Source organism: Pseudomonas flavescens, from assembly GCF_013408425.1.
Taxonomy (GTDB): domain Bacteria; phylum Pseudomonadota; class Gammaproteobacteria; order Pseudomonadales; family Pseudomonadaceae; genus Aquipseudomonas; species Aquipseudomonas fulva_A.
In genome coordinates, this window is sequence record NZ_JACBYV010000001.1 from 4,549,432 (window position 1) to 4,573,078 (window position 23,647).

Here is a 23,647-nt window from a genome sequence, read left to right on the forward strand (position 1 = left end):
CTCCTACGCGAACCGCAGGAGCCCCTTGCGGGCGATCATGGTTATACCAGCGCAGCTTTCAGCTCAGCCGCGATGGCCGTGTGGTCGAGCTCCTGGCCGATCACGATCAGGCGGGTAACCCGCGCTTCATCGGCCTTCCAGGCGCGGTCGAAATGCTTGTCGAAACGCAGGCCGACCCCTTGCAGAAGCAGACGCATGGGTTTGTTCGGCACGGCGACGAAACCCTTGATGCGCAGGATGCCGTGTTTGCCGACCACATCCTTCAGCGCGGCCAGCAGGCGGGCTTCATCGGCTTCCGGTAGTTCCACGTGGAACGAGTCGAACTCGTCGTGATCGTGGTCGTCGCCTTCATCGTCATGGTGGGTGCGACGACCTTCGATATGCAACTCGGTCTCGCTGTTCAGGCCCAGCAGCACATTGAGCGGCAACGAGCCGCCATGGGCCTCCACCACCTTGACCGCTGGCGGCAGCTCTTCGCCGACTTCGGCGCGCACCGCTGCCAGGGTCTCGGCATCGAGCAGATCGGCCTTGTTGAGGATCACCAGATCGGCGCTCGCCAGCTGGTCGGCGAACAGTTCGTGCAGGGGCGACTCATGATCGAGGTTGGGATCGAGCTTACGCTGGGCATCGACCTGATCGGGGAAGGCAGCGAAGGTGCCGGCAGCCACCGCCGGGCTGTCGACCACGGTGATCACCGCATCGACGGTGCAGGCGTTGCGGATTTCCGGCCAGTTGAAGGCCTGGACCAGCGGCTTGGGCAGGGCCAGGCCGCTGGTTTCGATCAGGATATGGTCGAGGTCGCCGCGACGCTCCACCAGTTCGCGCATCACCGGGAAGAACTCTTCCTGCACGGTGCAGCACAGACAGCCGTTGGCCAGTTCGAAAACCCGACCGTTGGCTTCTTCCTCGGTGCAGCCGATGGTGCATTGCTTGAGGATCTCACCGTCGATACCCAGTTCACCGAACTCGTTGACGATCACCGCAATGCGACGGCCCTCGGCGTTTTCAAGCATGTGCCGCAGCAAGGTGGTCTTACCAGCACCGAGAAAGCCGGTGACGATGGTGACGGGTAGTTTGGCGAGCGTTTTCATGATTGGCCCTGCGTCTGAATGAACGGCGAGCGGGCAATAGGATGGCAGGCGCCAGCCGAGGCTGGCGAAGGCATCACCGGATCACCCCGCCCGGTTGTCGAAAGCGTTATCGAGGCAGGTCTCCTGGCTCACAGGTCATGGCGCGTAGCCGGCCTTCCCGGTTTCCCAGTGGCGATTGGCGATGCGCTCGCTGCTTACAGTTGCGGGGGCAGCCACGGCTTGCCGTGTTCCCTCTTAGCTCCATACCTATCGATGGAGAACCTCGAAGAGCACAAGGCTACGCAGAGCCTGCGACACGGTCAATCGCTAGGGTCCGTGGACGTTTCAACGCGGTCGTGCTGAAACGTCCACAGAGCCTGAATCTGCAACATATTGACGCACTTGCCGCTTCGTGGTGTTCTTGCGCGGTTGTTTCAGGTGTCTCACGCCGCCGTGCGTGAGGTGAAACGGGAAGCCGGTTCGAGTCCGGCGCTGCCCCCGCAACGGTAAGCGAATGTCAGGATCGTCGTGGCCACTGTGCGAAAGCATGGGAAGGCCGATCCTTATCACTGCCCAGTGATCATCGTGAGCCCGGAGACCGGCCTGAATCCTCTGTTTGGCAACCCGCGGTGGGCGGGCACGCGCCGATAGCTGCCCGTTATGCGGGCGGGCTCGCTGCGTCCCTGCTGTGCCGTTCACCTCATAGTGAAGGTTCACGACCATGTCCAGCAGCGCCATCTCGCACTCCAGCGCACCTGCACTTCCCCTGTCACAGCGTATTCTGCTTGCCGTTGGCAGCTGCGTGCTGGGCGCCGTGCTGATCTTCTTCGCCGGCTTCTCCCACGTCGAAGCCTTGCACAATGCGGCCCACGATACCCGGCATAGCGCCGCGTTCCCGTGCCACTGAGGACGCCAGGATGATCAAGCGCATCGCCCAGACCGCAGGCTTCGCCGGCCTGCTCGCTGCCATCGTGCTGACCTTGCTGCAGAGCCTGTGGATAACCCCGCTGATCCTGCATGCCGAGACGTTCGAAGTCGTCGAGCCCGCGGCCAGCATCGAACACAACCACGACACCGCAAGCGCCGCTCACGATCATGGCGCCGCTGGCGCTCACAGCCATGACGGTGAAGCATGGGCACCGGAAGATGGCTGGCAACGGCTGTTATCCACAGGCTTGAGCAACCTGGTGGTAGGTGTGGGCTTCGCGCTGATGCTCGCCGGCCTGTTCACCCTGCGCGCCCCCGAGAGAACCTGGCAGGGCCTGCTCTGGGGCCTGGCCGGTTTCGCCACTTTCGTGCTCGCGCCCTCGAGCGGCTTGCCGCCGGAGCTGCCAGGTACCGCTGCGGCCGAATTGCTGCTGCGCCAGTACTGGTGGATCGGTACCGCAGCTTCGACCGCTGCAGGCCTGGCGCTGCTGGCATTTGGCGGCAACTGGCTGCTGCGCATACTTGGCCTGGTGATTCTGGCGCTGCCCCATGTGATCGGCGCACCGCAGCCTGAGGTGCATGAAAGCCTGGCACCCGAAGCGCTGGAGCACGAATTCATCCTTGCCTCGCTGCTCACCAACGCTGCGTTCTGGGCTGCTCTGGGGCTGGCTGCCGCCTGGTTCCATGGCCGCACTCGACACGCAGAATGAACGAGCGCTCGACCCTCGTCGCCGGCCTGGGTTGCCGGCGCGGGTGTTCGCTGAGCGAGCTGCTGGCCTTGCTCGACGATACGCTGGCCGAGCATGGCTCGAGCACTGCCGAGCTGACGGCGCTGGCCAGCAGCGACCACAAGGCTGACGAGCCCGGGTTGCTGCAGTTGGCCGAGCATCTGGGCCTGCCCATCAGCTTCCTGCCCACCGATGCGCTGACGGGTTACCATGAGCGCCTGAGCCAGACCTCGGCCATCGCCCTGCATGTCACTGGCAGCCCGAGCGTTGCCGAAGCCAGCGCCCTGGCCTTGGTCGAGCGCTTGAGCAATCGCCCCGCTCGCCTGTGGATAACCAAGCGCAAGAGCGCCAACGCCACACTGGCCGTTGCCCGCAGCGATCCGTAGGGTGGATCGGGACGCGTAGTCCACGCTTTCTCGATCCGCCGGATGGCGATCCCCCGCCGAATGACCGGATAAGCCGAACAACACGGTGGAAGAGAAAAGCGTCTTCCACCCTACACCCAGGATTCGCATGACCGTCTACTTCATCGGCGCCGGCCCCGGCGACCCCGAACTGATCACCGTGAAGGGCCAGCGCCTGATTCGCTCCTGCCCGGTAATTCTCTACGCCGGTTCCCTGGTGCCGGAAGCGTTGCTCGACGGCCATCAGGCCAGCCTGGTGGTGAACACCGCCGAATTGCATCTCGATGAAATCGTCGCCCTGCTGCAGGCGGCCCATGCACGCGGCGAAGACGTGGCACGGGTGCATTCGGGAGACCCATCGCTGTACGGCGCCATCGGTGAGCAGATTCGTCACCTGCGCGCCCTGAGCATTCCCTTCGAGATCATCCCCGGCGTCACGGCCACGGCAGCCTGCGCCGCGCTGCTGGAAAGCGAGCTGACGCTGCCGGCCGTTTCCCAGACGGTGATCCTCACCCGCTATGCCAGCAAATCACCAATGCCCGAAGGCGAGCAGTTGCACGATCTGGCGCGGCACGGTGCGACCATGGCGATCCACCTGGGTGTTCAGCATCTGCCGAAGATCGTCGGCGACCTGTTGCCTCACTATGGGGCCAGTTGCCCGATCGCGGTGGTGCATCGCGCCAGCTGGCCGGATCAGGACTGGGTGCTCGGCACCCTCGCCGATATCGAGGCCAAGGTCAGCGCCAAGGGCTTTCGTCGCACCGCGCTGATTCTGGTCGGCAGGGTGCTGGGCGCCGACGACTTCGCCGACTCGGCGCTGTACAACGAGCGCCATCGCCACCTGTTCAGGGCTGGCGTTGCAGACGATACAGACTCTCGCTGACCTTGCCGCGATTGTCGGCGATGACGATCTGCGCGCCCTGGCGGGCGAGACGAGCGTTGAGATCGCTGGCGTACAGGCGCTGCAGGAAGCTCGGGTAATCAGGCTCGTTACGGGTGGCCGTTTGATCGATCAGCCAGGCATGCAGCGCGGGCAGACGGAAACTCCAGCAGCCCTCCCGGCAGTCGAAGCCGGCGTCGCGCAGTTGCCCGATCAGCGCCTGATCGCCACTCAGCACGCCGTCGCAACAGCGATACAACGCATCCACCCAGTCACTCATGTCAGGTGACGACCACCGGCAGCTCGATACGGAAGCAGGCACCACCCTCCTGGTTGCTCACGCTGAGCTTGCCACCCATCTGGTTGACCAGCCCGTAGCTGACCGACAGCCCCAGCCCGGTGCCCTTGCCCACTGGCTTGGTGGTGAAGAACGGATCGAAGACCCGATCCAGCAGCAGTGGGTCGATACCGCCCGCATTGTCCTGAACCTGCACGACCACCTTGTCCTCGCTGAGCTCGCTGCGCAGGAGGATGCGCGGCTCCAGTTCGGGCTGCTTTTCCCGTGCGCTGAGCAGCGCATCCTTGGCGTTGACCAGCAGGTTGATGATGACCTGCTCGAGCTGGTCGGCATGACCACGCACTTGTGGAGAACCGCAGAGGTCGAGGGTCAGGTCGATATCGCGTGCGATTTCGCCTTCGCGAATCAGCGTCAGGGCGCCCTCGATGGCCTCGTCGGGGCTGAACAGATCGTCCTCGACCTCGGAGCGCCGCCCGAAGATGCGCATGTGGTTGACGATCTTCGCCGCCCGGGTGATCTGCTGTTCGATACGCCCCAGTTTGTTCTTCAGGTAATCAGGGTTGGCCGAACCGTTTTCCACACCCTTCAGGGTGTTGGTCAGGGCGATGCGCATGACGTTCAGCGGCTGGTTGATCTCGTGGGCCAGCCCGGTGGCCATCTCGCCCAGCACCGCCATCTTGGCGCTCTGATTGAGCATCTGCCGGGCCTTCTGCAGTTCCGTGTCGTCACGCCCGACAGCCTGCACCTCGAGCAGCTTGCCGTGCTCGTCGAACACGGCACGCTCGGCCAGCACCCACCAGATATGTTCGCGCCCCGGCAAATCCATGCGCACCAGTGCCGTGGAAACCGGCTCGGCGGGCGTCAGCTGCCGATGGCGCTCGCGAAACTGGGTCAGTTCCTGGGCCGACAGATAGGTCGCCAGGCTGGTGCCCGGCAGGTTTTCCTGGCGGATGCCCAGATACTGCGCCAACGGTCGGTTGGCGTAGACCAGGGTGAGATCGGGTCGGTAGCGGCAGATGATCGCCGGCGAGTCTTCCACCAGGATTCGATAGCGCTCCTCGCTCTCGCGAATCCGCTCGGCGGCCTGGGCAGCCTCGGTCACGTCCAGGCAGAGGCCGACCGCTTCCACGGGAATACCGCGCTCATCACGCAGCAGTTTGGCTTCGTCCTGCAGCCAGTGGTAGCGGCCATCGCGGTCGATCAGCCGATAGCGAGAGCTGGCGGCGCCCTGGCTGAGCAGCGTGCGGGTGTGGGCGAAATAGATGTCCCGGTCATCGGGGTGGATGAAGTCGGCCATGCTGCGCTGCACGAAATCCTCCAGTGTCCAGCCCAGCAACGCGCTGCTGCTATCGCTGCAGAACACCGGCACGAAGACGCCCTCTTCGTAGCGATTCACGTAGATCAGCGCTGGCGCGCTGGCGACCAGACTCTTCAGGCGAGTGGTCGCCGCATCCGCCTCCACCTCCTTGAGTTTCATGTCGTTGATGTCCAGCACCGCGCCGACGATGCGCCGCTGGCCGTTGGCATTGAGAATCCGCGTATGGATGCGGAACCAGCACAGCTCCCCGGCGGCGTCACGCAGACGCACCACCTGTTCGAAGGCGCGACCGCTCATCTCGGCATCCCCCAGGCGGATGCGGAACTCGTCGCGGTCCGCCGGGTTGAGCAGCTCCAGCCAGTCGGCCAGGGCCACCGCTGCGCGTGGGTCGAAACCGAAGCGCTGCATCAGGCTGGGGGCCAGGAGAAACGCGCCACTGCGCGGCATGTATTCCCACCAGCCGGTGCCGAGCAGATTCTGCAGGATATCCACACGCTCGCCATGCACCCGGCGACCCTGCTCGTCGAGGCGTTGCAGCAGGGGCGCTGCGACATGGGCAAAGAGGTCCAGCCAGTCACGGGTGTTGAGCTCGGGCATGCTCTGGTGGGCGATGTAGGGCGAGCACAGCAGCCAGGCCCGGATCCCCTGGTGATCGGCATAGGGCACCAGCCAGACGGAGTCCGCGGCGTGCCATTCGGTGACATCCGCACCACCGCGCAACCACTGGACGGGCTGGTCCCCAGCGTACTGCTGCAGCTCACGGGGCAGGTGCTGGCCATCGTCCCAGAACACCGGCGTCAGCGCGTCGCGGTAATGACCGACGATCTGCCAGCCGCCCCGCTGCGCATCCGGCAGGGCCAGCGCCGTGCAGGCCAGTCGCAACGCCTGGGCCATCGCGCCCAGCCACTCGTGGGCATGCCGCGGAAACTCGACCCGGTCGGCCCCCCGTATGCTCTGCGCCACGGCGCTGATTTGCGAGAACACCTGCAGGCGCTGTTCGCAGGCCTGCAAGCGGGCCAGAAAGTCGCCGATCTCGAAGGCCTGCAGGGACCAGCCCTGCACTTCGGCCTTCAACCAGCCGCGGGTATGCAGGATGCTGCCGTCACGGGTGACGAAGGAAAGATCGAGCATCTGCTGCACGAAGGCCGCCAGATCCGTCACCAGATAGCGGCTCTGGCCGTGCAGCAACTGCTCCAGCGGCAGCACCTGGGAAACCGCGATCGGCAGGCGGTACGAAAGGCTGCCGGACACCTCGAACACCCGCCCGAGGGCGTCGATGGAAAGATTCAGACACGGGCTGTTGGCGGAAACCGCTACGGGTGCAACTGTCGCCTCCGGCGCCGCCTGCGCTTCGGGGTCACGCTTGAACCAATCCTTGAACACTTGCATTGTCCGGCCCACCTACCATGATTAGCGCCGCAGACGGATCGAAATATCTGTCGACATGATCGGGCTGCATCGCCCTTCCTGAACCCGGACACCCAGCGCATCCATGGCCTATATCGTATTGCTCTGCTGGCTCGGCGCCTGCGCATTCCAGGACGCTCAGCACCGCAAGATCGCCAACCTGCTGACCCTGGGCGGCCTCTGCGTCGCCCTGGCCTACTTGCTGTGGTCAGGCAACAGCCTGACCGGCGCCAGCCCGCCAGCGGTGGCACTGGCGATCGCTATCGCATGCCTGTTGTCGCTGCCCGGCTACCTGAGCCGGCAAATGGGTTCGGCCGACGTGAAACTGCTCGTGGCCCTCGGTGCTTCCAGCGATGCCGCACATCTCCTGTTCAGCGTGATTGCTGCCGCGCTCGTACAGATCACATGGGTCACGCTGGTGCGCATCTGGCCTGGCATCCGTCAGGCCCTTCCACAACGCCTGGTGGCGCTTAGAACGACCAGTGCCAAAGCGCCGCCCTATGCACCCTTTCTGTGCTTGGGATTCGCACTTACAACCTTGTGGTTCATAGCCAAATAACAGGTGCCATAAAACTGGCAACTTATAGTCGAACCTAAAGACAAATACCGATCTGCCCATGGCAACACAACAACTGATAACCCCTTCTAATCACACGCTGCTCGACTGCATAACTTTGACTATAACTTAAGGCATAGCTATTCTCGTTTTTCAATATCAACCGTCTCCCCATAGAGTCTTGGCATGGAAATCCCTTTGCGGATAATGATAGTCGACGACGAACCGATCATTGTCGAGGAACTCGCGGAGTTTCTCGAGCAACTCGGTTACGGCGTTACGGCATGCCATTGTGCAGAGGATGCATTGCTGGCATTCCAGCAGGACGAGCAGATTGGCATCGTGCTCAGCGACATGCACATGCCAGGGCTCACCGGGGTTCAGCTGGTCGGCGAACTGGCACGTATCGCCCGCCCGGGTCGACTCTACGAAACCGCTATATTCACCGGCAGCACGGACAAGCAGGACGTCATCCTGGCCTTGCGGGCGGGCGTTTCCGACTACTACCAGAAGCCGGTGGACCTGCAGGAGTTGCAGGCCAGCGTGACGCGTTTGTACGAGCGCGTCGAACAGCGAACCAAGGAACAGCAGATTCGTCAGCGCATTCAGGATCTGGCGGCATCGCTGCACGAGATGCACAGCGACCTGCTACCTGCCACACCGATAAAGAACGTCGCGCAAATGACCGCTTCGGTGGATATCATTCCCGAGCCCTTCGACAAGCTGTCGAGAAGGCAATTGGCAGTCGCTCAGTTGATCGCCAAAGGGATGACCAATTACCAGATATCCTGTGAATTGGGTATTACCGAAAATACCGTGAAACTTTATGTGTCCCAGATATTGAGACTGACGCGGGTGCACAACCGTACACAATTGGCGTTGTCATATCCTTCACACGGGTAAATTTTGTAAAAGCGCGGTATAGCATTGCGTTGAAACTTATACAGACGCGTCACGTGTGACGTTTATTTATACGGATAATAAGTCCGTAACACGCCGTCGATACACTATTCGGCCAATATCCTTTACTCGCCCAGTTTCCCACCCGCATCCTGCTCGAAGAATTCCGGGATGGGATGCTTGTGGCTATCCAGCCAACGCTGCAGCGCCAACTCCCGTTCTGCGGGTGTCGATGTCTGAGGATGAGACGACGCCAGGCGTCCCTCGCGCTGCAGGCGCAGCCAATGGCCCGTCTGCGTCTCCACCTCGCCGCCAACCAGGCCACCCGAACCACCCTCGCCCGCCGCCTGGCCAACCAGCGGCAGGCAGGCCAGCAGCGCAACGCCAACGATCATCCCCTTCATGGTGTGCTCTCCTTCTATAGCTGCTGCGCCGTCCAATCAGCGCTGATTGGCCACCGCATTGCCCTGCAGATCGCCAACGGGCTCGACGCGGATGAAGCCGCCATCGTCAGGCACGATCAGACGGCCAGGGCGCATTTCGATCTTTGCCCGCGCCTGACTGGCAGGCGTGGCGGCTGGTATGGAGCCTGGCGCAGACGCGATGCTCCTGCTCGCCGGCGCAGCCGAGGCGACAGACGCCACCGGAGCCGGCACCGCTGGCGCGGCAGCCACTGCAGGCGCCGCTGGCTGGACTACCGCCGGAGCGGCAATCCGAGGTGTCGCCACCGGGGTCGGCGCCACACTCGCGGCTGGCGCCTGGGCCACGGTCGCAGGGGCAGCGGCCGGCGCAGGGGCGGCTACAGCAGGCGCTGCCGGCTGGTTGACCGCTACCGGAGCAGCGGCTACCTGGCGGCTCGGCGCTACGCTAGCCACGGCGGTACGCGTGACGGCAGGGGCCGGCGCAGCGGCCACGACCACCGGAGCAACGGCTGGCGCTGGGGCTGCTGGCGGCCTCGCGGCGCTGGCAACGGAAAGCGGCACGACCGGGGCCGGACGGAAATTGGACAGTTGCGGTGCCGGAACAGCTGGAGCGGGACGCGCCGGGCTCTCTGCCGCACGAGCCACCGCGGGCTGAGCAACCGGCTGTGGCGCTACCGGCTTATCGGCAGGTTTCGCGACAGGTGCGGCAACGACAGGGGCCACCGCCTGTTGCGCCGGTGCGGGCCGCGTCTCGGCGGGCTTAGGTGCCGGGGTCTCGGCAGCAGGCGATCGCTGCTGAGCGCCGCTGGCTGGCGTCGGGGTGCCGGGCTTTGCCGCAGCGGCACCGGCTACACCGATCTGGCTGCGCAATGTCTGGGCACGCTGCTCCGCCGTGCGAAACTCACTGGCGGAGAAGCCCATGCGTTGGGCCAGCGCACTGGCCTGCGGCAGGTTGCCCTGGAAGATCAGCAGGGTCAGCAGGTTGAGTGCCGGCTGTTTCTCCGTCTCATTGAGCTCCAGTGCGGTCAGCAGCTCGAAGCGCGCTTCATCCATGCGACCGAGGTTCATGTACACCACACCCAGGTCGTTGCGGATGGTATCGCTGGTCGGGTCCAGATTGGCCGCCAGGCGCAGATGCTCGAGCGCTTCCTGGTAACGGCCCTGAGCGCTGGCGAGCTGGCCGAGGCCGTGTTCACCCTGAGCCTTGAGGCAGGTACCGAGCAGGCTGGTATAAAGCGCCTGGGCTTCCGGGCGGTTCAGCGAGCGCAGAATGCGCGCCTTGTACAGGTTCGCCTGGGGCAGTCCGCCGGGCAGGCGCTCCAGATTGGCCAATGCAGCGTGCAGCCGCCCTTCATCGGCGGTTTTCTGAGCCAGATTGAGGGCCAGCTCCTGGTCCTGGGACAACGGCGCACAGGTCATCGGGATCGCCGCGCCCCTGCTCATCAACCAGGGGGACTGGGCCGGGCTGCTCGCGCAACCAGCCAACAATCCCACCACCCCAACCACGGTCACTACACGCTTCATTTCAACTCCCCAAGAGCCCCGACGATCGCGATAAATCCGGGCCCTGCCAATACGATCAACAATGCCGGGAACAGGAAGATCATCATGATCACGGACATCTTCCCGGACAATTTGGAAACTCTTTCTTCGAGAGCCGTATGATGCCGATCATCGATCAGCTCCTTGAGCCGCAGCAGCGAGGCCATGGCCCCGCCGCCCTGGACGATAAGCTGTTCAAGGATCACTACGCAATCGGTGACCTCGTAGACTTCCAGCAGGGCCGCCATGTCACGTAATTCGCGGCCCAGTTCGAGCCCTGCATCGACCCGCGCCAGCACCTGACGCAGCTCTGCACTGAGGTTCGGCAGGATGCCCTCGGACTCCTTGGCGAGCACCCGCAGCCCCTGCTCCACGGTCATGCCGACATCGAACAGGATGCGCAGCAGGGGAATGAACGTGGTCACCTCTTCGGCCAATTGTTCCTGCCGACGCCTGGCCGCCATGGCCAGCCAGCGCTTGGGGATCAGGTAACCGATACCGAGCGCGAACACCGGCGCCAGCCAGATCGGTTGCGGTGCCTTGTTCAAGAGTAGCTCGACGATCACCACCAATAGCAACAATACGATGGGCGTGCCCAACTGGATGGCCGAGAACATCGATTGCTGATTGCGCTTGCGCCAGCCCAGGCGATTGAGCAACTGCACCGTTTCGCTATCCATGCTCAGGGTACGCCGCCCCAGGGAACTGCCGCCGATGCCGCGCATCACGCCGCCACCGGACACCCGCGAGACTGTGCCCATGCGCTGGCTGAATTGCCGGCGGGCACGCAGATCGCCATAGGCCAGGTAGATGAACAGCACTGCGAGCAGCAGTTGCAGCAATGCGCTGAGCAGGAGAAGACCACCCATCACAAACTCCTCAGCATGCGCCACAGCGAGAAGCTGCCGAGGGCCTGCAGCACGAACGCCAGCAGCAGCACCATACGCCCCGTGGACTCCTGCCACATGCCCAGCATGAATTGCGGGTTGGTGACGAAGATATAGCAGGCCAGCGCCAGCGGCAGGCCGCCCATCACATAGGCGCTGATGCGGGTTTCGCCGGTCAGCGCGCGCAGTTTGCGAGCGCTCTGTTCGCGCTCGCGGATCAGCCGGATCAGGTTGTTCAGCAGCTCGGTGCTGTTGCCGCCATAACGCTGATTGACCCTGACCCCGAGCGCCAGCACCTGGAATTCTTCACGCTCGTAGAGGTCGGCGAAATCCTGCAGGGCATCGCCCAGGCCCATACCGCGCAGCACGTTACGGCGAGTGCGCGCCATCGCCCCACGCAGTGGCTCGGGGGCGGTCTCCATGGCCAGCATCAGCGCGTCACCCAGCGCACGCCCGGACTTCAGGCTGCGGATCACATGGTCGAGAAAGACCGGCAGTTGCTCGATCATGCGCAACAGCCGACGGCGATACCGCAAGGCGATGAACAGACGCCCCAGCAGCAGCGGTAACAGCAACATGATCAGCAGGCCGAGCCAATGACCGACGATAAGGCCCATCAGCGCGCCAAGCAGCCAGATGAACAACCAGAGACCAAGACCCTGACGCGGCTTGCTGAAACCGGCACGCAGGAACAACTTATCCACATGCCCGATGGACACCATCCCCAGCGGCTCCGGCTGATCCATCAGCAAGCGCTGGATTACCTGCTCGGAGGCGGCCTGCTCACGGCTTCTGCGCAGCATCAGCAGGCCTGCCCCGAGCAAGATCAGGCAGATCACCCCCAGCAGCATCGATGCGTTCATTCAAGCTCTCCTTGGCACCTGGGCCGCCCGCTCAGTCGCGGCGCATCTTGTGCCCAGCCGGGTTCGGCGCATCCCGGCAGAACGTGCCGGTACCACTGCGATCGAGCCGGAACAGGGTGTTGGTGACGTACTGATCCTCGCGCAGGCCGAGCACCTCGACCACCTCACTGACGCAACGACGGCCATCCGGCAGACGGGTCAGCTGGATCACCACGTCCAGCGCCGCGCAGATCATCTGCCGCAGGGTGCGCTCGGCCATCGTGGCACCGGAGAAACCCACCAGGGTCTCCAGACGCAGCAGGGCATCCTGAGCATTGTTGGCGTGCACGGTGCTCATCGAACCATCGTGACCGGTGTTCATCGCGGTCAGCACGTCGAGCACTTCGACGCCGCGAATCTCGCCGAGCACGATGCGATCCGGGCGCATGCGCAGGGCGTTGCGCACCAGCTCCCGGGCGCCCACCTCACCGTAACCCTCGGCATTCGGCGGCCGGGTTTCCAGACGCACCACGTGGTCATGATTGAGCCCCAGCTCGGCGGTGTCTTCGATGGTGACGATCCGCTCGCGTGGGTCGATCATCTGGCTGAGCATGTTCAGCAAGGTGGTCTTGCCGGTACCGGTGCCGCCGCTGACCATGATGTTGCAGCGGCGCCTGACCATCAGCTCCAGGCAACTGAGCATGGCCTGATCCAGCGAGTTGCTGGCCAGCAGGTCGGCGCTGCGCAGCATGTCCTTGCGGAACTTGCGCACCGAGATGCAGGGGCCGTCCAGGGCCACCGGCGGGATGATCGCGTTGATACGGCTGCCATCTGGCATGCGCGCATCGACCATCGGCGAGGATTCGTCGAGCCGCCTGCCCACCGGGGCCAGGATGCGCTGGATTACCCGCAGCACGTGCTGATCGTCGATGAAACGCAGGTCACTGAGCTGCAGCACACCGCCGCGCTCGATGAACACCCGGTGTGGCCCGTTGACCAGAATCTCGGTCACGCCTTCGTCCTTGAGGAGGATCTCCAGCGGGCCGAAACCGGTCAGTTCGTCCACCAGCTCCTCGGCGAGACGATCCACCTCATAGCGGGAGATGGCGATCTGCCGACGACTGACATAGTCGCTGACCTGCTCGCTGACGAAGCTCGCCAGCGAGGTGCGGGTACCCTCCAGAAGGTTTTCGCCCTTCTCTTCCAGGGCGTCGATCAGGTAACGGTGCAGCACCGGCTTGAGATCCTGCACACCGATTCGCGCACCATCGCCACCGAACGGACCAATCGTCATGAGCCGACCCTCAACATGCGTTGCCACCAGCGCCCGGAGCCACCCTGCTTGTGCTCGACCACGCCGTTGGCGAGCGCCAGCAGCCCCTGGGTGAGGCCATCACGGGGGGCGAACTCGTACAGGGGCACGCCCTGATTCTTGGCCTTGAGGCGAGTGACCGGGCTCAACGGCAGGCCAGCTTCCAGGGGCAGCGCAAAGGTTCTGCTCAACTCCTGCAGGCCAGGCGCCACGCTTGGTTGATAGCGGTCGACCAGCAGCCGTGCATGGTCGAGCTTGATGCCCTTGCCACGCCAGAGCGCCAGCAGAGCCAGGTTGCGGCGGCAGTTGGGCACGCTCTGATCGATGCACCAGAACAGGCGCTGGGCGTGGGTGGCGAAGGAGCGCAGGCCATCGCAGTCCGGCTGACCGCAGAGGTTCACTACCACGTGCTGGAAATGCTGACGCAAACTGCCCAGCAGCAGGAACAGCTCGCCAAGGCTGAACCGCTCCAGCGCATCGTCATCCGGCCCGTGGGGCAGCACGCGCAGGCCATCGGGATGCCGGGCGAAGGCGCTTTCGATCAGGTTCGAATCGAGACGACGAATATTGCGCAGCGCATCGCCAAAACAGAACGATGATTCCAGCCCGAACAGCTCCAGGCTCTCTCCTCTCGGCACCCCGAGGTCGATGAACAACGTGCGCTGGCCGCGAGCCTGAACCTGTAGCGCCAGGTGCACGGCCAGCAGCGCGGCGTCGGCATCCGGTTGCAGGCCACACAACAGCGTCAGTTCGCCCTGGTCGCGGGACGGCGGCAATTGCGGCAGGCGCTGCGTCAGACGGCGAACCAGCCCCAGCACTTCACTGCTGCGTGAACCGTAGGCGATGAAATCCCGGGCTCCGGCTCGCATGGCGTTGAGTACCAGCTGGTTGTCCAGACCATCGCCCAGGGCCACCACCACGACCATCGGCCGCGCGTCGAGCAGCGATTCGATCAGCGCGCTCTGGGCCGTCTGCCCTTCACGACTGAGGCCGACGAACACCAGGCAACTGCCGGTCATGTCCATCAACCCGAGCACTTCGTCGAGCGTCTCGCCGACATTGAGCACCTGCCCCTGACCAGCCAGGGCGGCCTGCAGCCATTCGAGGTCCTGCTTGCGGCGGGTCTGTGCGAGAAAAATCTGTTCCATGCCCACTCCCTAACGCGACAAGCCGTCAGCCCGGTGAAAGTCGCCGTTCTCGAGGAACAGTTGCCGGAACACGCCCGGGTCGTAGTTACGCAATTGCTCGCCCGGCAATTCCGGTAGCTCGGCGTCGGCCGCCATCGGTTGCACCAGACGCGGCGTGACCACCATCAGCAATTCACGCTCCTCGCGCTCGATTCGCGAGGAGCGAAAGAACGCGCCGAGCACTGGCACGTCACCAAGGAAAGGCAACTTATCCACAGTCGAGGAACTGTTGGTGGAGATCAGCCCGCTGATGATGAAGCTCTCGCCATCGGCCAGGGAAACGCTGGTGTCGGTGCGCCGTACGTTCAGCGCAGGCACCTGCGTACCGGCGATGGTAATGCCGGCGGTGAAGTCCAGTTCGCTGACTTCGGGGGCGACCTTGAGGCTGATACGGTTGCGGCCGACCACGGTCGGCGTGAGCGTCAGGCGTACGCCGAACTCCTTGTACTCGATGGAGAGCGAATCGCTGCCGCTGCTGGGCACCGGTATGGGAAATTCGCCGCCAGCGAGAAAACTCGCGCTCTGGCCATTGAGAGACACCAGGCTCGGGCGAGCCAGGGTGTAAGCGAAGCCGCTGTTCTCCAACGCATCCAACCCCAGCAGAAATTTGCTGCTGCCACCGCCCCAAACGATATTGAAGCCATCGCGCGAGAGCGGGAAAGCAGCCCCAGGCCCCACTCCACCAACCCCACCTACGGGCACCGTCGCCGGCCCGGTACCGGGGGCGCCGATCAGAAAGTTGTTCGAGGCCGTGCCAAAGATACGCAGCCCGACTTCACGCAGCTTGCTGCGCCTGACCTCGACGAAGCGGATATCGGTCTGCACCTGGCTCGGCACCATGTCGTCATCGTGACGCACAACCGGCTCGGCGACCGCAGCGGTCGCCGCGCCCTGCACGGCCACCATGCTCTGCCTGGGTTCGAGGTCGCAACGTGTCCATACCATCAGGCTGGTAGTGCCGCCACGCTTGCCCAGTAGCAGAAAGCTGTCCTTGCCATTGAGGCTCACATCGGCGACCTCCGGATCGGCGATGGCCAGGCGCGTGATCGGGACCGCAAAGCGCAGCTCGCGCTGCATGCCCTGTGTCACCTCGAGCACCGCCGGCACCGGCTCGAGGCCCGCACAGGAAGCGAATGCCCCGGATGGCAGGCCCAGCAGCGCGCCCACCAGGCATAACGCCAGGTGCGAGCGGCACGGACTACGGTTGGCATCGTTCATGGGTCGAGTCCTTGCCCGTCAGGGAGTTTGCCGAGTGGCATCATTGCCGCGATACACCGGAATGCCGGCAGGCGCGGAGGCACGCTGTACCGCCACCCCAGGCTGCGGTTGAGGCGTCGTGCCACGTAGCGCCAGTTTCTCGAACTGGAACAGTTGCCGTTGCGCCTCGGCGATTGCCGCCTTCGGCTCATCACCCGCGTAGTAACCGGCGAGCAGTTTTTCATCCGCGCTGCGCACGGCCAGGCGCAGGCTGCCGACCTGAGTGGCCAGCATGAAGCGTGTCAGCAGCGCCTCGGGAACGGCCAGAACGGCGGTGGTGGGTGAACGACGCCGGCGGCGCTCTTCATCGTCGTCCACCGGCGGTTGCGCCGCCTCCCCCTGATTGGTGGCCCCCAGTACGCCCCCTACGCTAAGCAGCCGCAGCGCCGGGATCAGCACCTGAGCGGTCTGGTCCTGATTGTTCTCGTCCTGGCGCAGATACAGCAGCACGTCCACGTAATCGCCGGGGCTCAGATGCCCACCGCCACCGATGACTTCATCCACCGCCACGGCAATGGCCCGTTCCTGAGGGCGAATCATGCGGGCCAGCGGCCCGCCCATCTCGAACGTGGCCTGATTCAAGACCGTACCGGCCGTGGTGTGTCGCCACAACGTACGCCCCAGCAACGCCTCCGGCTTGGCGAAACTTCCCGGCGGCGCGATGCGCAGACGTTCCACGGCGAGATCGTCGCGGGTGATCGGGGTCATTGGCTGTACATCACGAGCCAGCACCACGACGCTGCTGCGCTGCTGATCGTCGACCTGGGTCTGCAGTTGGCTCCTGACCTCGGTCGGAACGGGCGCGGTTGAAGCCTCTGGCGCGGGCGCTGGCTGCACGGGGCCTCGGCTCAGGCTCAGCCCCCAATACCCGGTGATTACGGCACCGACCAGCAGCACGCCGGCCAGCACCAGCGTCAATCGGCTATTCATGACAGCACACTCCTTGTAGCCATAGAACTGCAAGACCTCGGCACAACGCGATGTTCATGCTGGATAACGATAGGCGGGGAAATCGAACCGTGTTGAATATCGGCAACTCGGCTTTCCACTTTAATAAGATTTTCCGGAAACTTATAGCGAACCCAACTATCAATAGATCATGCCGTTCGTCGCTGCATAGTAGTCAGAGCACTGACGCTTATACAATAGCGCTTCATGACTATGATCTTAAGCCTTGAATTCATTAGGACTTATACTTGTAATTAATACTTTCTATATAATACCAAGGTGAGTTTGCGAACTGCCGCACGCCATTTCTACACTTCCCCTTGCAAGCCCCATGAACAGGCGTCCCTGCCTGCATGGCTACAGAGGAAGTACCAACATGTTAAAACTCATTATCCTTCGTGAAAGAGTCCGCGAGTTCTTCGCTAACGAAGACGGCGCGTCGGCTATTGAATATTCGATCATTGCGGCCTTGATCGCGGTAGTTATCGTCAGCGGTGCTACAGCGCTGGGCACCGATATAAATGCGGTGTTTACATCGATAGCGAATACCTTGCCGGGTGCAACGGGGACCGGCACGGGTGGCGGTGCCGCTGCTGGTGGTGGCGGCTAATATTCATCATTCATTGTGAGTAGCCGATATGCGCCAACATATTTTACTCGTAGATGATGAGACCGAAGCCCTCGAAGAACTCGGTGAGTTGCTCGAGGGTGAGGGTTTCCACTGTCATTGCGCCAACAGCGTCAGCGCCGCGATGCTGTGCCTGGCCACCTGGCCCGCCATCGCACTGGTGATCACCGATCTGCGCATGCCCGAGGAAAGCGGCCTGCGTCTGATCCAGAATCTGCGTGCCAATCCGCACTATGCGACCTTGCCGGTGATCGTCATGTCGGGCCATGCCGACATGAACGATGTGATTGGCCTGCTGCCACTGCAGGTGGTCGACTTCCTGCCCAAACCCATCTATCAGGAGCGCTTGATCGAAGTGCTCAATCAGCGTTTCCCGGTCTCCCAGGCCGTCAATTCCTGAGCGCCACAGAAAGATCTTTAGCTTTCAGCAACCATGCCCCGCCCTATCGCCTCTTCTCGGTGGCACCGCTCACTCCCGCGTCCGTAGCGACTCGCCTGACGAATCTGCCGGCTCTGCGGGTGCCAGCCCCAGCGTTCGATAGATCTCCACCCATCGCAACGCCACATCGGTGAAGGCACGCTGCTGTTCGAGCTGGGTGTCGAACTGGGTACGCTCGGCATCCAGCACCTCGATGAGGGACACGGTACCGGCGTCGTATTGCCGTTGCGCCAGCGCCGTGGCGTTGGCAGCGGAGCGACCGGCATTGTCCAGCAGACGCTGACGATCGAGCCCCTGCACATAGGCACTGATCGCACTGCGGGTTTCTCGCAGCGCCTGAATCAGGCTCGCCTGATAGCCCAGCCAGGCCTGCTCGCGCAGCGCGTCGCCGGCTTCGATACCGGCGGTAATCCGGCCGAAGTCGAACAGCGGTTGCAATGCCTGCCCGCTGAGGGTCCAGGCGGGCACGCCGATCCCCTGCTCGAAACCCACCAGGGCACCCAGGGTCAGCTGTGGATAACGCAACGCCTTGGCCGCATCCAGACTGCTGTCGGCGGCCAGCAGGCGCAGTTCGGCGGCGCGCACGTCAGCGCGAGCACGCAGGCTGCTGGCGGGTAGTTCGAGCAGCGGCAGCAGGCGCTCGTCACGGGGCGCCTGCGCAGTCGCCTGTTCGGCCAGCAGCGCGTCGATGCGCGGTTGCTCGGCGTTGAGCAGATAGGCCAGCGAGTAGCGCGCCGCGTCAGCACGCTGCCGCGCTTCGGGGATGGCCGCCCGGGTTACCGCGAGCTGGGTATCGAGGCGCTCGACATCGAAACCACTGGCTGTGCCCTGATCGAAGCGTACCCGGGTGATACGGGCGATCTGCGCCTGGCTGTCGGCGGCACGCCCAGCGATCTCTGCCTCACGCTCGGCCAGGCGATAGTTCAAATAAGTACCTGCCACCTCGGCAATCAGGCTGACGCGCAGCGCCTGATAGTCTGCAGCCGCCGCCTGCAGATTGGCATCGGCAGCCCGTTGCAAGGCGCTCAGGCGCCCGAACAGGTCGGCCTCCCAGCTCAGGTCGAGACCGTAGAAATAGTCCTCGTCATGGCCATCGCTGGCACTGCGACCCTTTTCGTGGCTGCCGGTGATGCTCAGGTTCGGATAACGGTTGCCGGTCGCCTGACGACGCAGCGCACGCTGCTCGCGGATACGCTGTGTTGCGGTCGCCAGATCCAGGTTGTCGCGCAGCGCCAGTGCGATCAGTTGATCGAGGGCAGGGTCCTGCAGGCTTTGCCACCAGGCTTGCGGCAGGGCTGCCACGGCCTGCGCCGGCAATTGCGCAGGCGGCAACGGCTCGCGGCTGCTACAGGCCAGCAGTGAGAAACAGACGAGGATCAGCAGCAGCGGCTTCATGGCGCGAGCTCCTGATGTCGGGCAACCGGCCCACGGCGTCTGGCCAGGTGGCGATCCATCATCAGGTAAACCACTGGCGTGGTCAGCAGCGTCAGCACCTGGCTGAACAGCAGGCCACCCACCACGGCAACGCCCAGCGGTTCACGCAACTCGGCACCGGTGCCGAACGCCAGCATCAGCGGCACCGCTCCGAACATGGCGGCCAGGGTGGTCATCAGGATGGGCCGGAAGCGCGTCATGCAGGCCTGATGGATCGCCTCCCGCGGCGCCATGCCCTGACGCTGGGCCTGGAGTGCGAAATCGACCAGCAGGATGCCGTTCTTCTTGACGATACCGATCAGCAGAATCAGGCCGATCAGCGCCATGATGGAAAAATCCAGGCCCCACAACCAGAGCAGCAACAAGGCACCGATGCCCGCTGAAGGAATGGTCGACAGGATGGTCAAGGGGTGCACCAGGCTCTCGTAGAGCACCCCGAGGATGATGTACACCGCGATCAGCGCCGCGAGGATCAGCCAGGGCTGCGAGGCCAGGGTCTGCTGGAATGCCTGGGCGGCACCGCTGAAGCGCCCGCCGATGCTGGCCGGCATGCCGATGTCCTGCTCGATCTGACGCAATACCGCCACCGCGTCGCCCAAGGCCACGCCGGGCGCCAGGTTGAACGACAGGTTGGCCGACGGCAGCATGCCGCTGTGGTTGATGCTCACCGGCGCCGGCTTGGCCGGCAATATCCGCACGAAGGTGCTCAGCGGCACCAGTTGCCCGGTTGCCGGCGAACGCAGCTGGAACAGCTCCAGGCTCTGCACCCGCTGGCGCTGGCTGCTGCTCAGCTCAAGCACCACCTGATACTGGTTGGACGCGGTCTGGATCTCGTTGATTCGGCGCTGCCCGAACGCGTCGTACAGCGCTTCATCGACATCCGCTGCCGAGAAGCCATAGCGCGAGGCCGCCTCGCGGTCGATCTGCACCGGCGTTACCGAGGCGTCGAACTGCAGGTCGTTGTTGACGTCGCGAAACAGCGCATGGCCCTGCAGCCTTTCGGTCAGGCGTGGCGTCCAGGTGGCCAGCTCCTCCAGCGAGCGGCTGCGCAACACGTACTGATACTGGGCCCGCGATGCCCGCGAACCGAGGTTGATGTCCTGAGCGGCGCGCAGGGTCACGCGCAGATCGGGGATGGCGGCGAACTGCGGACGCAGCCGGTCGATGATCTGTTCGACACTGACGTCACGGTCGTCCGGGTCGCTGAGCACCACGGCGAGGCCGCCGACGCTGTAGCTGCCGTCGTTACCGATATCGGTATTGAAGGCGACGATGTCGGGGTCGTTGCGCAGGATGTCCACCAGTTGCCGGTTCTTGGTACGCATCGCCTCGTAGGAAATGTCCGCCGAAGCCTGCACCGTGCCATTCATGAAGCCGGTGTCCTGCAGCGGAAAGAAGCCCTTGGGCATCAGCGCGAAACCACCCACGCTGATGGCGATGCAGGCGAAGAACACCGTGAGGATGCTGCGCGGGTGATCCAGTGCCCAGACCAGCACGCGCTCGTAACCGCCGAGCACGCGGCGCATGGTCGGCCCCGGGCCGCCATGGTTGGCCAGCGGGCGCATGCACAACGCGGCCAGGGCGGGCGCCAGGGTCAGGCAGATGACCACGGAAATCATGATCGCCGAGGTGGCCGCCAGGGCGAATTCGCGAAACAGCCGGCCCACATAGCCACTCATGAAGAACAGCGGAATGAACACCGCCACCAGCGACAGGCTGATGGACACCACGGTGAAGCCGATCTCGCGCACCCCGTCGAGGGCCGCCTGGACCCGGCCGACGCCGCGCTCCAGATGCCGGTGGATGTTCTCCACCACGACGATGGCGTCATCGACGATGAAACCCACGGCGACGATGATCGCCACCAGCGTCAGGTTGTTCAGCGACAACCCGAACGCCAGCATGGCCGCGCAGGAGCCGATCACCGAGGTCGCCAGCACGGCGAACACCACCAGGGTCGCCGACCACTGGCGCAGGAACAGCGCCATGATGCCGATCACCAGGGCCACGGCGATCAACAAGGTCAGCTCGGCCTCGTGCAGCGACGCACGGATGGTTCGGGTGCGATCGTTGAGCACCTTGACCTCGAGATCCGCCGGCAGGCCGGCAGTCAGCTCCGGTAGCGCTGCCGTCACCGCATCGGCGGTGGCGACGATGTTGGCACCCGGCTGACGGCGCACGACCACCGCGACACCTGGTTTGCCATCCGGCGAGGCCTGGGTGTAGGCGTTTTCCGCGCCGGCTACCACGCTCGCCACATCGCCCAGGCGCACCGCGGCGCCGTTGCGGTAGGCGACGATCAGCTCGGCGTAATCGCCGGCCTCGAACAACTGGCCATTGCTGTCCAGGGTCGACAACCGATGTTCGCCGACCAGCGCCCCGGTAGGCCGATTGCCGCTGGCACGCTGCACCGCCGCGCGTATGTCGGCCAGGGTGACGCCGGCCGCCACCAGCCGCTCCGGCCGTGCCTGGATGCGGATCGCAGGACGCTGCAGGCCGTTGAGGCGGATCATCCCCACACCTTCGATCTGGCTCAGTTGGCGGGCGATGGCCGACTCGGCCAGATCGCTGACTTCGTAGGGCGAGAGCGTATCGGAGGTGACCGAAAGGATCAGGATCGGCGTGTCTGCCGGGTTGATCTTGCGCCACACCGGTAACTCCGGCAGTTGGCTGGGCAAGCGTGACGAAGCGGCGTTGATCGCGGCCTGGACCTCCTGGGCAGCGGCGTCGATGTCCTTGTCGAGATTGAACTGCAGGATCAGCTCGACACGGCCCAGCGAGCTGGTCGAGGTCATGTCGTCGACGCCAGGGATGGCGCTGAGCTGCACTTCCAGTGGCGTGGCCACCGAGGAAGCCATGGTTTCAGCGCTGGCACCGGGCATCTGCGCGGAGATCTCGATGGTCGGCGCATCCACCTCCGGCAGTGGCGCCAGGGGCAGGCGAACGAAGGCGATGATGCCACCGAGAATCAGCGCCAGGGACAGCAGAATCATGCCGACCGGATGAGCGATGCACAGCGCGTAGAACCCGCGCGGCTGCATCAAGGTACATCTCCAGACGCGACAGGCGCCGGCTCGACGCGCCTGACGGTAACGCCCGGGCGCAGCCGCGACTGGCCATCGGTGACGATCCGATCACCTGCAGCCAGTCCTTCGACCACCGCGCGCTGCTCGTCTTCGTGCAGCACCTTCACCGCTGCCGGTTGCACCTTGTCACCCTGCAAACGCCACACGAAGGTGCCCTCGGTACGCTGACGGATCGCCTCCAGCGGGACCGACAACGCCTGGGCGAGCAGATCGGTCTGCAGGGTGACCACCACAGACTGATCCGGCCACAGCTGCTCACTGGCGTTATCGAAGCGGGCCTTGAAGCGCAGCGTGCCGGTATCCAGCGCGACACGGTTGTCGATCAGCGCCAGTTGGCCGGTACCGAGCAGCGTGCCGCCCTCCTCGCGAAATGCCTGAACCGGGGTTCTGTCCGCCGCGGCGAGCAGGCGCTGCAGCTCCGGCAGGCGCCGCTGCGGCAGGGTCGCCTCGATATCGATGGGGTTGGTCTGCACCACCGAGAACAGGCTGGCTGTGTCATTGGCCCTGAGCAGGCTGCCGACATCCACGTTGCGGATGCCCAGGCGACCATCGATGGGCGACTGGATGCGTGTATAGGAAAGCTGCACCTGAGCGGCAGTCACCGCCGCCTCGCGGGTCGCCAGCGTGGCCTGCAGGCGCGCGACCAGAGCCTTCTGCTGATCCAGGGTCTGCGCTGGCGAGGCACGCTCGCGAACCAGATTCTGGTAGCGCTGCAGATCGAGACGGGCGATATCCAGCTCCGCACGGGTCACCCCGCGCTCGGCCTCCGCCTGCTGCAAGGCGGCGCGCAGGCTGCGATCATCGAGGCGCGCCAGCAGCTCGCCCCTGCGCACCTGCTGCCCTTCGGCAACCGGCAGTTCGACCAGGGTGGCATCGACCTGGGCACGAATTTCCACGCTGTTCAGCGCCCGCACACGGCCCAGCGTTCGCAGCAGCACCGGGATGTCGGCCGGGGTCACTTCGTGGACCACCACCGGCACTGCGCCGGGGGCCTGATCGGTAATGGCCGTGGTCGGGCGCAGCCACCACCCGATCAGGGCGCCCAGCAGCAGGACGGAAACCACGAGCAACGATGTTCGGGACAGGAGCATGCCGTTTCTTCACAGTCAGGGAGCGGGGAGCCGGCGGCACAGGCAGATCCGCTCAGGATCAAACGTTTTAACGGATTTCTCCGG

The 23,647-nt window shown here is 64.2% G+C and carries 22 protein-coding genes and 2 riboswitches; of the genes, 8 read left to right on the plus strand and 14 right to left on the minus strand.

All coding sequences use genetic code 11. The features are described 5' to 3' along the window. Positions 1 to 41: 41 nt before the first annotated feature. Positions 42 to 1,091 carry a cobalamin biosynthesis protein CobW gene (gene cobW, locus FHR27_RS20405; RefSeq protein WP_179539406.1) on the minus strand — a complete coding sequence of 350 codons (1,050 nt, stop codon included), beginning with the start codon at positions 1,089 to 1,091 and terminating at the stop codon, positions 42 to 44. A 96-nt stretch (positions 1,092 to 1,187) separates the two neighbouring features. After that, positions 1,188 to 1,371: riboswitch (cobalamin riboswitch) on the minus strand. 118 nt (positions 1,372 to 1,489) lie between these two features. Further along, positions 1,490 to 1,691: riboswitch (cobalamin riboswitch) on the plus strand. Between the two features lie 100 nt (positions 1,692 to 1,791). On the opposite strand from cobW, the gene FHR27_RS20410 reads away from it, so the two are divergent. The 4 genes from FHR27_RS20410 to cobM all read left to right on the plus strand — a co-directional run bounded on the left by FHR27_RS20410 (position 1,792) and on the right by cobM (position 4,012). Next, positions 1,792 to 1,977: a CbtB domain-containing protein gene (locus FHR27_RS20410; RefSeq protein WP_179539407.1), complete on the plus strand. Its 186-nt coding sequence runs from the start codon at positions 1,792 to 1,794 to the stop codon at positions 1,975 to 1,977. Positions 1,978 to 1,987: 10 nt separating this feature from the next. Beyond that, positions 1,988 to 2,707 carry a CbtA family protein gene (locus FHR27_RS20415; protein ID WP_179539408.1) on the plus strand — a complete coding sequence of 240 codons (720 nt, stop codon included), beginning with the start codon at positions 1,988 to 1,990 and terminating at the stop codon, positions 2,705 to 2,707. Continuing rightward, on the plus strand, positions 2,704 to 3,111 hold the full coding sequence (locus FHR27_RS20420) for a cobalamin biosynthesis protein (RefSeq protein ID WP_042555870.1): 408 nt from the start codon (positions 2,704 to 2,706) through the stop codon (positions 3,109 to 3,111). The genes FHR27_RS20415 and FHR27_RS20420 overlap by 4 nt, the downstream gene beginning before the upstream one ends. A 127-nt stretch (positions 3,112 to 3,238) precedes the next feature. Continuing rightward, positions 3,239 to 4,012, plus strand: coding sequence for a precorrin-4 C(11)-methyltransferase (gene cobM, locus FHR27_RS20425; RefSeq protein WP_179539409.1), 774 nt, complete (start codon positions 3,239 to 3,241; stop codon positions 4,010 to 4,012). Here the strand turns inward: cobM and FHR27_RS20430 are convergent. Together FHR27_RS20430 and FHR27_RS20435 are read right to left on the minus strand one after the other, a co-directional pair. After that, positions 3,975 to 4,289: a hypothetical protein gene (locus tag FHR27_RS20430; protein WP_179539410.1), complete on the minus strand. Its 315-nt coding sequence runs from the start codon at positions 4,287 to 4,289 to the stop codon at positions 3,975 to 3,977. The genes cobM and FHR27_RS20430 overlap by 38 nt on opposite strands. 1 nt (position 4,290) lies before the next feature. Then, complete coding sequence (locus tag FHR27_RS20435) at positions 4,291 to 7,014, minus strand: PAS domain-containing protein (RefSeq protein WP_179539411.1); 2,724 nt, start codon at positions 7,012 to 7,014, stop codon at positions 4,291 to 4,293. Between the two features lie 103 nt (positions 7,015 to 7,117). Between FHR27_RS20435 and FHR27_RS20440 the strand changes: the two genes are divergently transcribed. Together FHR27_RS20440 and FHR27_RS20445 are read left to right on the plus strand one after the other, a co-directional pair. After that, complete coding sequence (locus FHR27_RS20440) at positions 7,118 to 7,591, plus strand: prepilin peptidase (protein WP_179539412.1); 474 nt, start codon at positions 7,118 to 7,120, stop codon at positions 7,589 to 7,591. A gap of 183 nt (positions 7,592 to 7,774) precedes the next feature. Continuing rightward, positions 7,775 to 8,491 (plus strand): response regulator transcription factor, encoded by a 717-nt coding sequence (locus FHR27_RS20445; RefSeq protein ID WP_042555865.1) that lies wholly within the window; start codon positions 7,775 to 7,777, stop codon positions 8,489 to 8,491. A 122-nt stretch (positions 8,492 to 8,613) separates the two neighbouring features. On the opposite strand, the gene FHR27_RS20450 is transcribed toward FHR27_RS20445, so the two are convergent. The 8 genes from FHR27_RS20450 to cpaB are packed head-to-tail and all read right to left on the minus strand — an operon-like array spanning position 8,614 to position 16,867. Beyond that, positions 8,614 to 8,892: a DUF3613 domain-containing protein gene (locus FHR27_RS20450; RefSeq protein WP_179539413.1), complete on the minus strand. Its 279-nt coding sequence runs from the start codon at positions 8,890 to 8,892 to the stop codon at positions 8,614 to 8,616. A gap of 36 nt (positions 8,893 to 8,928) precedes the next feature. Then, positions 8,929 to 10,434, minus strand: coding sequence for a tetratricopeptide repeat protein (locus tag FHR27_RS26735; protein WP_218878508.1), 1,506 nt, complete (start codon positions 10,432 to 10,434; stop codon positions 8,929 to 8,931). Next, positions 10,431 to 11,321, minus strand: coding sequence for a type II secretion system F family protein (locus FHR27_RS20460; RefSeq protein WP_042555863.1), 891 nt, complete (start codon positions 11,319 to 11,321; stop codon positions 10,431 to 10,433). The genes FHR27_RS26735 and FHR27_RS20460 overlap by 4 nt, the downstream gene beginning before the upstream one ends. Beyond that, positions 11,321 to 12,202: a type II secretion system F family protein gene (locus FHR27_RS20465; RefSeq protein ID WP_042555862.1), complete on the minus strand. Its 882-nt coding sequence runs from the start codon at positions 12,200 to 12,202 to the stop codon at positions 11,321 to 11,323. Before FHR27_RS20465 ends, FHR27_RS20460 begins: the two co-directional genes overlap by 1 nt. Before the next feature lie 31 nt (positions 12,203 to 12,233). Further along, entirely contained in the window at positions 12,234 to 13,475 is a 1,242-nt protein-coding gene (locus FHR27_RS20470) for a CpaF family protein (RefSeq protein WP_042555861.1), read from the minus strand. Further along, a complete protein-coding gene (locus FHR27_RS20475; RefSeq protein WP_042555860.1) occupies positions 13,472 to 14,641 on the minus strand; it encodes a pilus assembly protein in 1,170 nt (389 codons plus the stop codon). Before FHR27_RS20475 ends, FHR27_RS20470 begins: the two co-directional genes overlap by 4 nt. 9 nt (positions 14,642 to 14,650) lie before the next feature. After that, positions 14,651 to 15,898 (minus strand): type II and III secretion system protein family protein, encoded by a 1,248-nt coding sequence (locus FHR27_RS20480; RefSeq protein WP_179539414.1) that lies wholly within the window; start codon positions 15,896 to 15,898, stop codon positions 14,651 to 14,653. Positions 15,899 to 15,916: 18 nt separating this feature from the next. Beyond that, the gene (gene cpaB, locus FHR27_RS20485) at positions 15,917 to 16,867 is read right to left on the minus strand and encodes a Flp pilus assembly protein CpaB (RefSeq protein ID WP_179539415.1); all 951 of its coding nucleotides are present in this window, start codon (positions 16,865 to 16,867) and stop codon (positions 15,917 to 15,919) included. 394 nt (positions 16,868 to 17,261) lie between these two features. Between cpaB and FHR27_RS20490 the strand changes: the two genes are divergently transcribed. Together FHR27_RS20490 and FHR27_RS20495 are read left to right on the plus strand one after the other, a co-directional pair. After that, the gene (locus FHR27_RS20490; RefSeq protein WP_042555857.1) at positions 17,262 to 17,495 is read left to right on the plus strand and encodes a Flp family type IVb pilin; all 234 of its coding nucleotides are present in this window, start codon (positions 17,262 to 17,264) and stop codon (positions 17,493 to 17,495) included. Positions 17,496 to 17,523: 28 nt separating this feature from the next. Continuing rightward, entirely contained in the window at positions 17,524 to 17,913 is a 390-nt protein-coding gene (locus FHR27_RS20495) for a response regulator (protein ID WP_042555856.1), read from the plus strand. 69 nt (positions 17,914 to 17,982) lie between these two features. Here the strand turns inward: FHR27_RS20495 and FHR27_RS20500 are convergent, their stop codons facing one another. From FHR27_RS20500 to FHR27_RS20510, 3 genes are read right to left on the minus strand one after another with little or no spacing between them, the layout of a single operon-like run. After that, positions 17,983 to 19,347 (minus strand): TolC family protein, encoded by a 1,365-nt coding sequence (locus tag FHR27_RS20500; protein ID WP_179539416.1) that lies wholly within the window; start codon positions 19,345 to 19,347, stop codon positions 17,983 to 17,985. Beyond that, the gene (locus FHR27_RS20505) at positions 19,344 to 22,427 is read right to left on the minus strand and encodes an efflux RND transporter permease subunit (protein WP_179540130.1); all 3,084 of its coding nucleotides are present in this window, start codon (positions 22,425 to 22,427) and stop codon (positions 19,344 to 19,346) included. The genes FHR27_RS20500 and FHR27_RS20505 overlap by 4 nt, the downstream gene beginning before the upstream one ends. Then, the gene (locus tag FHR27_RS20510) at positions 22,427 to 23,563 is read right to left on the minus strand and encodes an efflux RND transporter periplasmic adaptor subunit (RefSeq protein ID WP_156152773.1); all 1,137 of its coding nucleotides are present in this window, start codon (positions 23,561 to 23,563) and stop codon (positions 22,427 to 22,429) included. The genes FHR27_RS20505 and FHR27_RS20510 overlap by 1 nt, the downstream gene beginning before the upstream one ends. Between the last annotated feature and the right edge of the window lie 84 nt (positions 23,564 to 23,647).